Raw genomic sequence first — 12,700 nt, forward strand, 5'->3', positions numbered from 1 at the left:
ACTTTAAAATCTGAAGGAAAAGCTTTGGCTAAAAAGAAAATCACTTTAACTGTCAAAGGTAAAACTTTCAAAGCTAAAACCAATTCAAAAGGTGTGGCTACAATTAAAGTTAAACTTAATAAAAGAGGAACTTTCAAGTACAAAGTGAAATTCGCTGGTGATGGAGCTTACAAAGCAATCAGTAAAAAAGGTAAAATTGTAATCAAAAAATAGGGATTAATTTCTCTATTTTATTTTTTTTTAAGATTTTCTCATTTTTTCAAACTTTTTGGAAAAACTTATATTATTATTTTTAATAAATATATTATCTAAATAATAAAATATTATTAAAAATTATTAAGGTAGGACAATGATTAATAAAAAATTTTTTCTAATTATTTTAACATTTGTTCTCATCATTAATGTTAGTATGGTCTTTGCTGAAGACACTAATGATTTAAATCAAACTACTGATGATACGGACATATTATCTATTGATGATGAGAGTGTTGGCTTGCAGGAGATTGAATCGTCTTCTGTCGATGAAAAATTATCTGATTCTCATGAAGATATTTTAAAAGATGGGGTCATAAGCGACGACATCCCTCTTGTTGAGAAAGGTGTTGTTTCAGGAGGTGTGGATTTAACAGCTACACATCCATGGGCGCCTAGTGATAGTGTTAACGGTAATCACGGTGGAATAACTTATTTAATACCGTCAGAAGCCACTGACATTAAGTTCGCATATGTTTATGTTAATATTTATGCGGGAAGTGCACAGCCAACTTATGATATAATTGCAAATACTACTATAACCACTGCTAATGCCACTTCTACTCATTCAGAATATTTATGGTATCCAAATGGGGTAATTGACGGTACAAGATTTGTTTTAAATGATTATATAGATAAAGTCTATTCTGATTATATGATCTTTTATAATATAACAGATATTGTTCAAGGATTGAATGGGACTTCAGTGTCTGTTGATGTTCTTTCCCTGCCTGGAAGCAAACAATTCGACGGCAGAATTAAGTTGGTATCTTTAATTCTTGCATATGATGATGGTGATGATGATGAGGTCTTCTACCAGTTCAATGCAGGTCAAGCATGGACTAATGCCAAGACCGGTGTTTCTTTTGATGCAGGTGAAATTGAATTAGGGGAAAATGGTAAAGCAACTCTTACAAATATTGGACTTTCAAGCAATGATGCGTTTTATGAGTTGAATGGTATGCCTCTAATTTCTCAGGAGGATTATGGAGATGTTTACATTGATGGAAGTTATTACCAATATCACGAGTGGGATTTAACTGACCTATTTGAACCTGAGTTTTATTTGGAATGCACAGCCAGTTCTTCCGGATGGGCTTCATTTAAAGAAGCCATGTCCCTTTTGGTCGTTGACAACAGCTTTTATTCTAGAGATGATGCTGGTAGCGATGAACTCTCATTCAGAACAGAGTATTCATTAGGTACCACTCCAATCATCCTTGTTTATGCAGGTACCAATAATACCATAACAGCTTCCGTTAAAGTGAATAACGCAGGAAATTATAACCTTAAGTTATTGGCTGATGGTGTGGAAGTGGATAGCGTTAACGTTAATTTGCAAAAATTGGTGGCTACAACCGTTCATCTCACTGATCCTACAATCAGGGCTGTTGATAAAAACACTGATTATAAGGCAAATCATGATAAAACTAATTACACTTTATTATTGTATTATGATGGGGAAATAGTCAATTCGTTTTCAAGTCTCATTCCGGTTCTCTACAATGGTCTTTTAAGTAAAGATCTCGCATATGAATCAGGTTATGACATTCCATTCTCATACAATGCTTCAATCACTGGAGATATTGTAGTTGATGTTAAAGATGAGAACACATACTTGAATAGAAAAGATTTAAACAGAACAGATGTTTGGAATCTGGAATTGCCTAGCGGTTCTAATCTTGTTAGGGCATTTATTTATGTTCCTTATAATTACTATATTCCAAATTATCTCAATAACATTACTGAAGATGAAAATCTGATTGAGGCCACATTCAACGGAAACAAATTGAACGTATGCGGATATTATAGGGATCAATCCAATATTCTTCATGCATTTACAACTGAATATCCTTATGCAGTATATGGATATGGTGTTTTCATTTATGATGTGACTGACTATCTTAGAAATGGTGACAATACATTGTTCCTCAAGAAATTTGATGAATATCCTGCATTAAATCCAAGCACCCTGGTATACATGTATAACATGACAGGTAGCGATACTGTAAAATTTATTTATATAGACAATACTGCAGATATTCTTGAAAACTCTTACAATGTGGCCAACAGGCCAGTCGAATTGAATACCAGATTCAATGTCAGTTCCGAATTGGTTCAATCTGCGGACCTTTACGTTTTTGCTGCAACAGACGATTCCGGTGATGATGCATACATTGTTTTTAATGGTGAAAAAACCAAATGGACAATTGAAGGCAGACAAACCTCTTTTAAAAAGTTAAATATTAAAAGAACAGTTAAGGATATCAACAATGTCACTGTTGGTGCCTATTCCAATATGCCGGGGTACAGAATCTTTGCATTGCAGCAAATAATGGTGTTAACCAAAAAAATACAGACTTCTGTTTCTTCAATAAACACTGAATATGATAATGTTGTCTTTGCGGGCAATTCTAACAAAGTATACATCGAAATTAAAAACACAAGAAGTGGCGAGTTTACAGTTAAGCTGTATGCGGATGATGTCTTCATAGGTTCACAGGATATTATTCTAAATGGAAAAAGCACTACAATATCATTAATTGACCCAACAATCAGGCCGATTGATGAAAATACAGTTTATGGTGCTACTAATGATAAAGTCAACTACACTGCTCAAATAATATTCAATGGGGAAAAGATTAGTTCATATTCAATTAATGCTCCTATATTATATGATGGTTACTTGGGAAAAGATTTATCCTATCCTTCAAATGCATTTAATCCTTTCTTTAATGGAACAATAACCGGAGATATTGTAATTGATATCAAGGATTACAATTCCTATCTGGATAATTACGGCACTTCCAGGACAGATGCATGGACTGTAACCTTGCCTGCCAATTCCGCCCTTGTAAAATCATTAATATATGTGCCTTATAATTACTTCAACCCTAATGAAGGATTAACCGAAAATTTAAGCATGTTTTCAACAAGATTCAATGATGTTGAAATAACTCCTATTATGCTGTACAGGGATCAAATCAACTTTGGAAGAGAAGCTGACTATGGATATGGTGTCTTGGTTTATGATGTAAGCCAATTAATTAAGGCAGGTTCCAATTCATTTGCTTTAACTAAAAAATCAAACATTCCATTTGTTTATCCGTCAACCCTAATTTATATGTACAATACAACAGGAAGCAAAACCATTAAGGATGTTTACATTTCAAATGATGCAGATTTGCTCTCTTTCGTTGATTTCAATGATTTGAATAGGGAAGTTAAGGTGGATTCTGTATTTAATGTTAACTCTAGTGGGAAAGTAGATGCTAAACTGTATATTTTTGCTGCTGGTGCTCAAAAGGGTGAAGGTAATGTTATTTTCAATAACATGTTAAATGAAGATGTTTGGAATGGAAATTCCAATTCCACAGATTTGTATGTCTTAGATGTCACCAATTCAATTGGGGATGCCAATTCAGTATCATTTATTTCAACCAATTCTTATTTATTGGCATTGCAACAGATTATTGTAATTACTAAAGAAGCTCCTAAGGAGGACGATACTTCTACAAACACTACTCCGGGAGATTCCACTAATCCTGATACCAATAAACAAGGCACTGCTAAAGTAACCAAAAAAGCAACTAAAATAACTGCTAAAAAGAAAAAATTCAAGGCAAAAACCAAAATTAAAAAATACTCAATTACCTTAAAATCCGGTAATAAAGCTGTTAAAAAGGTTAAAGTTACTATTAAAATAGGTAAGAAAACTTACACTGCAAAAACCAACAGTAAGGGTAAAGCAACCTTTAAAATTAAGAAACTAACCAAAAAAGGCAAATATAATGCAGTTATTAAGTTTAAAGGAAACAGTGCTTACAAAGCATCAAGTAAAAAAGTGAAAATAACTATTAAATAGAGATTTATTTCTCTATTTATTCTATTTTTTAATAAAATATTTTAATTGATTTGGCTAAAACTATCTTCATGAAAGTTTTTGGAATCTGTGCAAGTCCCCGTAAGAGCACAACAGAATATATTTTAACACAGGCACTAAAAAAATTAAATTGTGAAACAGAAATGTTTACATGTAATGGTAAAGATTTAAAGCCATGTCTTCATTGTGACTATTGTCTTGAAAACAAGAAATGCATCATACAGGACGATATGGGTGAGGTATATGAGAATCTTCAAAGCGCTGACGGAATCATTCTGGCAACTCCCGTGCAATCCGGATCAATATCAGCAAACCTCTCAATAATTATGGACAGGACACGGGCATTGGAAGCTATTGATTATAATTTGCTAAGAGGAAAAATCGGAATGAGCATTGCAGTTGGAGGGGACCGAACCGGCGGGCAGGATTTCGCCCACATGTCAAATATAACTTACTTCATGATACATGGTATCATTCCTGTCAGTGGAGGACCATTCGGTTCCAATTTGGGAGCATCTTTCTGGTCACAGGATTCAATAGATGAAATTAAAAAAGACGAGTATGGAATGGAGTCATTAAACAGGACTTTGCGGGAATTTGAAAATTTCCTAAATAAATATATTTAAATATCAAAATCAATTTATATTAATAATAACTGATTTTTAAGGTTAGATTATGGCAAATAAGTTAGTAAGGGGTAGTTTGATAATTCTTATAGGTAACATTATCTTCCGTTTGGGAGGTTATGTCTATCGTTTTTTAATGGCGATACTCCTAGGGCCTACCGCTTATGGTATTTTGGGAATTACTCTGCCGTTTCAAGGAATTTTCCAGACATTATCTGCAGGAGGTCTTCCTCCAGCTATTGCAAAATATGTTGCGGAATATGAAGCCGTTGATGAAAAGGATATGGCTCGTCAAACCATCTATACGGCCTTGAAGATAATGGTATTTCTGGGACTGTTCTTTGGAGTGCTGATGATATTTGTTGTAGCACCTTGGCTTGCCTACAACTATCTTGGAAAGCCTGCTGCATTGGTTCCTTTGCAGATTGTCGGTTTAATCACTCCTTTCAGTGTTATTGTTGGCGCTTTTAGAGGAGCATTCCAGGGAGTTTACAAGATGGAGTATATTGTATATACTCGTGCTGTTGAGCAACTCGGTATGATTTTATGTGCTACTGCATTTGTCTTAATTGGTCTTTCAACCGTGGGGGCATTGTGGGGTACTGTTTTAGGTTATTCCCTATCAGTTGTTGCTGCAGTATATATTTTCAAATTCCATATGGGCAAATACATTCCAAAAGCTAGTGATGATTTTATTTTTACCAGAAAAGACGAGTTAAAACTTGCAGGAACCTTAGTTAAGTTTTCAATACCTGTTATTATCACTGCTATTGCAGAAATGCTTATCTATAACATTTGTACCATTGTTATGGGCAGATTTTTAACCTTTGCTGACATAGGATTTTTCGCTGCGGCCGATCCTATAGCACGTTTGCCGTTAATCATATCCATTTCCATTGCAACTACAATTTTACCTGCTTCATCCGAGGCTTTCAAGCTTAAGGATACCAGTTCTTTGCAAAAATATGTTTCTGAAGCTTATAAATTGTCATTGTTGTTTGTTGTTCCGATGTGTGTTGGCCTGGCGCTCTTTGCTTCCCCTACATTAAGGATTTTGTACTTTAAGAATCCGGCTTATGTTGCAGGGGCATCAGCACTGGCAATCCTGTCAATCGGTATGACATTCTATTCAATATTTGCTATTTCAACCAGTATCATTCAGGGTATTGGTAATCCAAGAATTCCAATGTATATTTTAGTTGGCGGAGCAATTGTTACCGGTGTCTTGAATTGGATTATGGTTCCTACCATGGGTATTGCAGGCGGTGCACTCGCTACCAGTATCGCATGCTTGCTGATGATGATTCCATGTGTGTATTTTGTATTCAGGTTAACTAAAACAAAGTCACCAACAGCTTCAATCGTTAAAATAATTGTTGCGTCATTGATTATGGGTGTTTTTGCATTTTTCATTCCAAAAACCACATTATGGTTATTCCCAGGAATCTTTGCATGTGTTGTAGTTTATTTCTTTGCATTGATATTGGTCAAATTCTTCCAAAAGGATGATATCGAAAGCTTAAGAAGGTTTTCATCTAAATTCGGACCATTGGCTAAGATTGCAGATAAGCTTTTAAATTTCGTTGAAAAATTGGAATTCAGAGACTGATTTTTCGATATGAATTTTTTTTTGAAATTATTTTCGAGTTTAATAATTTGAATCAAATAGTAAATTTATTTAAATAAGATAAATAAATATATTATCATTATATTTCGGGGGATTTTATATGACTGATGTGAGTGCAGGTGTTGAATATAAGATTAATGTAGACGGCAACTCATTTTTGCTTGACAGTAAAAAATACAATTTGTTAGAATCTATTTTAGAAACAGGTTCTCTAACAGCAGCTGCTAAGGAAATAAATGTTTCTTATAGAACTGCATTAAATTATATTGAAAAAATCGAGTCAACACTTGATGTTAAAGTTGTAAATACCACTAAAGGTGGAAAAGGCGGAGGTGGAGGAACCTCATTAACTGAAGAGGGTTACTCTATCCTAAAAGAATGTAAAAAGATTAATGCTATTATGGAACTTCACAAAGATGTGAATGAGATTGAAGCTGAAATTGTGGATATTAATGATGTCAAAGGCGTAATGACCATTAAGATGAATGAGTTTGAGATTAATGCTCCATTAAATAGGAATTATGAAGTTGGCGATCATATACTGGCTTTAATCAGTTATGACAATATCTTTTTGATGCTGGAACCACAAACCTCAAGTATTCGTAATATTTTAAAAGGCCAAATTGTTGAAATGAAACTTGAAGGCGAAATCATTCGTGTTAAGGTCAATGTTGGCGGCGTTATTTTATGCAGTGACATTACAGTTTCAGCGGAAAAAGAATTGAATCTCAATATTGGTAAGGAAATTTATATTGGATTTAAGGCTATGTCTGTTGCTACTTTAAAGTTATAGGTGATTATCATGCCGTTGCAGATTTTAGTTGATGAGGAGAAATGTATTGGTTGCGGAGAGTGTGCGGAGATTTGCCCCAAGTCTGCTAAAATTTGGAAAGTTGACAGGGTTGCACATATATTGGATTTGAGATATTGTCATGTCTGTACAATATGTGCAATGAAATGCCCTACAGATTGCATTACAATTATACGTCCGGGTGAAGATGCCTGAATTATTGAAGCTAAAATTAATTATTTTATAGGTTAGATCATGTCAAGAATTTCAAATCTTTCAAGAAAAACATCAGAAACTGATATTACAGTAAAAATGAATTTGGATGGTAAGGGAGTTTATAACATATCCACTGGTGTAAACTTCTTTAATCACATGTTGGAATCATTTTCCAAGCATTCCATGATTGATTTGGGCATCAAAGCAGTGGGAGATGTTGAAATTGATGACCACCACACTATTGAAGATGTGGGAATTATTTTAGGTGAGGCGTTTCTAGAGGCTATTGGCGATAAGAAGGGCATAAAAAGAATGGCCCATGCAATTGTTCCGATGGATGAATCCGTATCCACTGTTGCAGTTGATATAAGCGGCCGCAGCTATTGCAACATGAAATTGGATTTTAAAAATGAAAAGATAGGTGACATGACCTCCGATATTGTCATTCACTTTTTTGAGTCATTCGCTTCCAGTGCAAAATTAAACATTTACGGTACAGTTGAAGGTGCAAACGATCACCACAAGGCTGAAGCGGTATTCAAGGCATTTGCAAAGGCTTTAAAGGAAGCTATTAAAATAGAGCATGATCAGATTCCTTCTACAAAAGGAGTCATATAACTCCTTTTTTAATTTTTTCAACTTGATTAAATCGTTAAATAATTAAATTCTATTAAATTGGGCCTAATTATATTTTAGTTTTATTTATTGAAGTTTTTTTTAGGACTGTTATTTCTTTTCTGATTTTCTTGTTATTTTAACTAGTTTATTTTATTTTAAATTATTTTTTTTTTAATTTCATGTAAATTGTTTTTACTTTGGAATATTGACTTAAACTTGTAAAATTGCTTTCATTTACAACAAAAACTATTTAAAATCTAAAATTGAATGTTTTGCTTGATATTTGTTTATATTATTCTAAATAAGAATATATTCAAATTAATGGGAGGTATAAATAATCTCTTAATCGGCTTAAAGAATATATTATCGGTGTTTTAAAAAATAAAGAAATTATTGTGAGGTATAGTTAATTGAAGAGTTTTGATATTAATGAGGTATTGTTCAAGATTATGGAAACTTATTTATAGTATACTGAGTATACCATATATTTGAGGAATCAAAATGATGACTAAAACTATTAAAATATCCGAAAAAACACATAAATTATTGTCTGAACTTGCATCTAAAAATGAAACTTTCAATGATGTAATCTCTTTTTTAATCAATTATTATTATGAAAATGAAGAGTTTAGTGATGAAGAAGCGAAATATTACAATGAGCAAATCGAAAAATTTGAAAATGGAAACAGGGATGATGTATCTAAAGTCACTTTATCTGATTTAGAAAAACGAATATCAAAATTAGAAAAAGAGCTTAAAAAATGACATATGAATTATTTGAACATGACCGTGTAAAAAAATTTTTCAAAAAACACAAAAAAGACAAAGCATTACTATTAAGGATTACTAAAAAATATTTTGAGATTTTAAATAATCCGTATCATTCAGAATTCATCGAATTAAATAGTGTTAAATGCCCTAAATGCCATAGGGCCAGGGTTGGAAATTATAGAATAATTTTTTATGTTTCCGATAATCATCATCAAATTGAAATTATTGATATAATCAAACGTAAAACTGATTATAGATTATTTTAAATATTTTTTTAATTCTTAGGAATTATATCAAAATATTTTCATGTTACTCTTTTTAACAAATAAAATGATTTAAGGTATATTTTAACATAGTGAGGGCATCGTTAATTGGTGATGTTTAAAAAATAAAAAAATGAAAGTAGCAAAATTATGCTACTTATTCTGGTTTAGAGATTAAGTCTGTTTTACAACCTGGGTTTCCTTCTTTCATGTGAGGGGTTCTTAAAACAGTATCATTTGCTTTTTCAATGTCTCTTGCTTCTTGAGCTAATTTAGCAGCGCATGCAGCAATTTCGTGAGCAGCAGCTACTAAAGGAATGAAGTTTTCGTAACCTTTGGTCATGAAACATCCTTTCATGTCTAAGTTTGCAACGGATCCAGCCATTTCGTATGCAGCAATAGCTTTTGCTTTTGCGTATGGGTTTGCAAATCCGCCAGCTTCTGCAGCTTTTTCAGCAGTAATAATGAGTTTAGGTAATTCGATTTCACCTGCTTCTGCTTGTGCGATTACGTCGTCAATGGTTTTTTGGACTAATCTTAATGCACCGGTTTCAGCGAGTACTTTTAAGATGTCAGAGTTGAAAATAGCCATTTCAGTTGGGTCTAACCATTCTCTTTTTGCACCAATCATTGGGTCAGACATTACAATAATGTAACCTAAGCCTTGTTCGTCCATTTCATCTTTTTTACCTTTACCAGGTGCGTCACCAACGATGATAGCAGGGATGTCTTTTTCAGATAATAATTCTCTTGCTTTAGCTGGTCCAGGTGCTCCTGGGTTTGGGCTAATGAAGATTGCAAAATCAGGTTCGAAAGCGTCTATTTTAGGAACAACGTCTTCGACTTGTTCTGGGTTCATTTTTGCTCCAGATCCAAAGGTTCTTACATCGATGTTTGGTCTGTCTGCTCTTTCGTCTAACAAAAGGTCAATTACTGGTGAAGTACCAATATTACCACTTTTAATAATAGCAATTTTAACTACCATAATTTTATCTCCTTATTTGATAATTAATTCTTTAATCAGAAAACTATTTAAATTTTATTATTTGAAAATTTTAATCATTAATTATTTTTTTATCTAAATAATGTTCAATGAAATAAAAGTAATATTAAATAGTTGAATATTGTATAAAATAAGTTGAATTCTTTGATAGAAGAAGTAAATCATGTTCAAAAAATATGCACGATACAAACCTAAAATAATCATGTATTTTGATGAAATTTTTAAAAATAGAATTGAGTGGTTCCGACGAGACTCGAACTCGTGATCCCCTCCTTGTAAGGGAGGTATCATACCACTAGACCACGGAACCAACAAACATTATTATGAATTTACTATTATATAAAACTTTCTATTTTTCAAATTTCAACTAAGAAAATTTTATAAAATACTTACTATATATTAATTATTATAATAAAAAATGATGTGATAAAATGGCTTGGGATGACAAAGCAACAAAAGTATGGGTAGATGGTGAATTCGTAGAATGGAAAGATGCAAATATATCAGTACTCTCACACGTAGTTCACTATGGAACAAGTGTATTTGAAGGTATAAGAGCATACTCAAATGAAAAAGGAGTAGCTGTATACCGTCTTGAAGAACATGTCCAAAGATTATTTGACTCAGCAAAAATATACAAAATGGACATACCATTCACTCAAGAGGAAATTGCAGAAGCAATACTTGAAACAGTTCGCATAAATGGCCTAAACGGATGTTACATCCGTCCAATAGTATTTAGAGGATATGGAGAACTTGGAGTAAACCCATTAGGATGTCCTGTTAATGTTGCAATTGCTGCATGGGAATGGGGATCATATCTTGGTGAAGAAGGAATGGAAAACGGAGTAGACATTGGTGTATCATCATGGAGAAAACCGGCACCGGACACTTTCCCTACACTTGCAAAATGTGGAGCAAACTACATGAACTCACAACTTGCAAAACTCGAAGCAATCGACAACGGATTTGATGAAGCAATCATGCTTGACTATGAAGGACACGTTTCAGAAGGAAGTGGAGAAAACATATTCTTAGTTGAAGGAGAAACATTACACACTCCTACAATGGCATCATCTAACCTCAGAGGAATTACAAGAGACTCCATCATGACTATCGCTCGTGATTTAGGCTATGAAGTAGTTGAAGAAACAATCTCAAGAGAAAGATTATACATTGCAGATGAAGTATTCTTCACAGGAACTGCAGCTGAAGTAACTCCAATCCGTTCAATCGATCACAGAACAATAGGAATCGGAAAAAGAGGGCCTGTCTCAGAAAAAATACAAAAAGCATTCTTTGATATTGTAGAAGCTAAAGTAGAAGACAAATATGATTGGTTAACTTACATCTAAGCGGTGTAGAATATGGATATACTTCAGGGAATTATTATCGGCATAGTTCAGGGATTGACTGAATTCCTGCCGGTCAGTAGTTCAGCGCACTTAGTTTTTATTCAAAATCTTTTAGGTGTTGAAAGCTCTCTTGCTTTCGATACATTCCTTCACTTAGGAACCTTAATAGCAGTATTGTGGTTTTTCAGGTATGATATTTACAAAATGCTTAAATCATGGTGGTTAAGTATTGGAGATATCTTGCAAGGAAGATTTAAGGAAGGCTTTTACGATGACCCTTACAAGAGACTTGCATGGTATGTAATTCTTGCAACAGTTCCTGTCGGCATTGTTGGAGTGCTGTTTGAAGACTCTGTAGATGCATTGTTTGCAGGTGCATTATATGTTCCGGCTTTCTTTTTGTTTGTAACAGGTACTATTTTGTATTTGTCTCAAAGAATGACCAGCGGTGAGATAAATTACAATACAATAACTAAAAAAGAAGCATTATTCATGGGACTGGGTCAAGCTTGTGCAATATTGCCTGGACTTTCACGTTCAGGTACAACAATCGCAGCAGGTTTAACAATAGGTCTTGATAAGGAATTTGCAGCAAAATTCAGTTTTATATTATCAATTCCTGCGATTTTCGGTGCATTCGTATTACAACTAAAAGATATAGGTTCTGCATTGGATGTAAACTTCCTTCCGGTATTTTTAGGTTTTATTGCAGCTATTATTGCAGGATACTTGGCTATCAAGTGGATGCTTGACTTGATACAGAATAGAAGCTTGGATATTTTTGCATATTATTGCTGGTTGATGGGTATAATAGTATTTATGGGTTCAATTGCCCATATATTCTAAATTATATCTTTTCTTTTTTTAAAAAACAGATTTAAAAATATTAATATAAAGTTAGAAAGATTCTAACTTAATATTAAACCCCTATAATTAATAAGTTATAACAAATAATTTCTTCTAGAATACATTCAGTTATTTTGATGTTATATATATTTTTGGATACAATCCGAGAGTTAAAAAACTAACTACATGATATTTTAGAATAAGTAATGTATTAAACTATATTGTTATCAAAAATAGATTTTAAATGTTAATATAAAGTTAGAAAGATTCTAACTCAATATTAACTCCCCATAAATTTAACAAGTATTACAGAAAAATTCTTGTAACATTTGTACATTCCTTTATTTGTTTTATTGTTATATATATTTTTGGATATGTATCTGAAAGCAGAAAATCTTACCAAAAGTTAAATTCTAAACTTTAAATTTTTTGTCGTTCAACTACGGTTAC

12 protein-coding genes and 1 tRNA gene are annotated in these 12,700 nt (G+C 33.0%); 11 read left to right on the forward strand and 2 right to left on the reverse strand.

The genetic code is table 11. The features are described from left to right. The 9 genes from IJ258_RS06450 to IJ258_RS06490 all read left to right on the forward strand — a co-directional run. On the forward strand, positions 1–213 hold a 213-nt coding region (locus tag IJ258_RS06450), incomplete at its 5' end, for a hypothetical protein (RefSeq protein ID WP_292804620.1). Positions 214–349: 136 nt separating this feature from the next. Continuing rightward, complete coding sequence (locus IJ258_RS06455; RefSeq protein ID WP_292804622.1) at positions 350–4,117, forward strand: DUF3344 domain-containing protein; 3,768 nt, start codon at positions 350–352, stop codon at positions 4,115–4,117. 68 nt (positions 4,118–4,185) lie between these two features. Then, on the forward strand, positions 4,186–4,761 hold the full coding sequence (locus IJ258_RS06460) for a flavodoxin family protein (protein ID WP_292804624.1): 576 nt from the start codon (positions 4,186–4,188) through the stop codon (positions 4,759–4,761). Positions 4,762–4,810: 49 nt separating this feature from the next. Continuing rightward, the gene (locus tag IJ258_RS06465; protein WP_292804627.1) at positions 4,811–6,370 is read left to right on the forward strand and encodes a flippase; all 1,560 of its coding nucleotides are present in this window, start codon (positions 4,811–4,813) and stop codon (positions 6,368–6,370) included. A gap of 118 nt (positions 6,371–6,488) precedes the next feature. Further along, on the forward strand, positions 6,489–7,181 hold the full coding sequence (locus tag IJ258_RS06470) for a TOBE domain-containing protein (RefSeq protein WP_292804630.1): 693 nt from the start codon (positions 6,489–6,491) through the stop codon (positions 7,179–7,181). Positions 7,182–7,190: 9 nt separating this feature from the next. After that, a complete protein-coding gene (locus IJ258_RS06475) occupies positions 7,191–7,394 on the forward strand; it encodes a 4Fe-4S binding protein (RefSeq protein WP_292804633.1) in 204 nt (67 codons plus the stop codon). A 39-nt stretch (positions 7,395–7,433) separates the two neighbouring features. After that, a complete protein-coding gene (gene hisB, locus IJ258_RS06480) occupies positions 7,434–8,012 on the forward strand; it encodes an imidazoleglycerol-phosphate dehydratase HisB (protein ID WP_292804636.1) in 579 nt (192 codons plus the stop codon). Positions 8,013–8,513: 501 nt separating this feature from the next. Continuing rightward, entirely contained in the window at positions 8,514–8,777 is a 264-nt protein-coding gene (locus tag IJ258_RS06485; RefSeq protein ID WP_292804639.1) for a hypothetical protein, read from the forward strand. Next, on the forward strand, positions 8,774–9,049 hold the full coding sequence (locus IJ258_RS06490) for a type II toxin-antitoxin system RelE/ParE family toxin (protein ID WP_292804642.1): 276 nt from the start codon (positions 8,774–8,776) through the stop codon (positions 9,047–9,049). The genes IJ258_RS06485 and IJ258_RS06490 overlap by 4 nt, the downstream gene beginning before the upstream one ends. A gap of 154 nt (positions 9,050–9,203) precedes the next feature. On the opposite strand, the gene IJ258_RS06495 is transcribed toward IJ258_RS06490, so the two are convergent. Together IJ258_RS06495 and IJ258_RS06500 are read right to left on the reverse strand one after the other, a co-directional pair. Next, positions 9,204–10,031 carry a F420-dependent methylenetetrahydromethanopterin dehydrogenase gene (locus IJ258_RS06495; protein WP_292804645.1) on the reverse strand — a complete coding sequence of 276 codons (828 nt, stop codon included), beginning with the start codon at positions 10,029–10,031 and terminating at the stop codon, positions 9,204–9,206. 256 nt (positions 10,032–10,287) lie between these two features. Then, positions 10,288–10,359 (reverse strand) — tRNA-Val (locus IJ258_RS06500). Positions 10,360–10,480: 121 nt separating this feature from the next. Between IJ258_RS06500 and IJ258_RS06505 the strand changes: the two genes are divergently transcribed. Both IJ258_RS06505 and IJ258_RS06510 read left to right on the forward strand, forming a co-directional pair. After that, positions 10,481–11,404: a branched-chain amino acid transaminase gene (locus IJ258_RS06505; RefSeq protein ID WP_292804648.1), complete on the forward strand. Its 924-nt coding sequence runs from the start codon at positions 10,481–10,483 to the stop codon at positions 11,402–11,404. A 12-nt stretch (positions 11,405–11,416) separates the two neighbouring features. Then, a complete protein-coding gene (locus IJ258_RS06510) occupies positions 11,417–12,250 on the forward strand; it encodes an undecaprenyl-diphosphate phosphatase (protein ID WP_292804651.1) in 834 nt (277 codons plus the stop codon). Positions 12,251–12,700: the final 450 nt, after the last annotated feature.

Origin of the sequence: Methanobrevibacter sp. (genome assembly GCF_017468685.1) — an archaeon.
In the GTDB taxonomy this organism is placed as follows: Archaea; Methanobacteriota; Methanobacteria; order Methanobacteriales; family Methanobacteriaceae; genus Methanocatella.

What these genes read in the sequence shown, in the direction of transcription:
- hisB (WP_292804636.1), top strand. Translation starts at nt 7,434, where the DNA reads ATGTCAAGAATTTCAAATCTTTCAAGAAAAACATCAGAAACTGATATT.
- IJ258_RS06460 (WP_292804624.1), top strand. Translation starts at nt 4,186, where the DNA reads ATGAAAGTTTTTGGAATCTGTGCAAGTCCCCGTAAGAGCACAACAGAA.
- IJ258_RS06470 (WP_292804630.1), top strand. Translation starts at nt 6,489, where the DNA reads ATGACTGATGTGAGTGCAGGTGTTGAATATAAGATTAATGTAGACGGC.
- IJ258_RS06465 (WP_292804627.1), top strand. Translation starts at nt 4,811, where the DNA reads ATGGCAAATAAGTTAGTAAGGGGTAGTTTGATAATTCTTATAGGTAAC.
- IJ258_RS06475 (WP_292804633.1), top strand. Translation starts at nt 7,191, where the DNA reads ATGCCGTTGCAGATTTTAGTTGATGAGGAGAAATGTATTGGTTGCGGA.
- IJ258_RS06455 (WP_292804622.1), top strand. Translation starts at nt 350, where the DNA reads ATGATTAATAAAAAATTTTTTCTAATTATTTTAACATTTGTTCTCATC.
- IJ258_RS06485 (WP_292804639.1), top strand. Translation starts at nt 8,514, where the DNA reads ATGATGACTAAAACTATTAAAATATCCGAAAAAACACATAAATTATTG.
- IJ258_RS06505 (WP_292804648.1), top strand. Translation starts at nt 10,481, where the DNA reads ATGGCTTGGGATGACAAAGCAACAAAAGTATGGGTAGATGGTGAATTC.
- IJ258_RS06510 (WP_292804651.1), top strand. Translation starts at nt 11,417, where the DNA reads ATGGATATACTTCAGGGAATTATTATCGGCATAGTTCAGGGATTGACT.
- IJ258_RS06490 (WP_292804642.1), top strand. Translation starts at nt 8,774, where the DNA reads ATGACATATGAATTATTTGAACATGACCGTGTAAAAAAATTTTTCAAA.
- IJ258_RS06495 (WP_292804645.1), bottom strand. Translation starts at nt 10,031, where the DNA reads ATGGTAGTTAAAATTGCTATTATTAAAAGTGGTAATATTGGTACTTCA.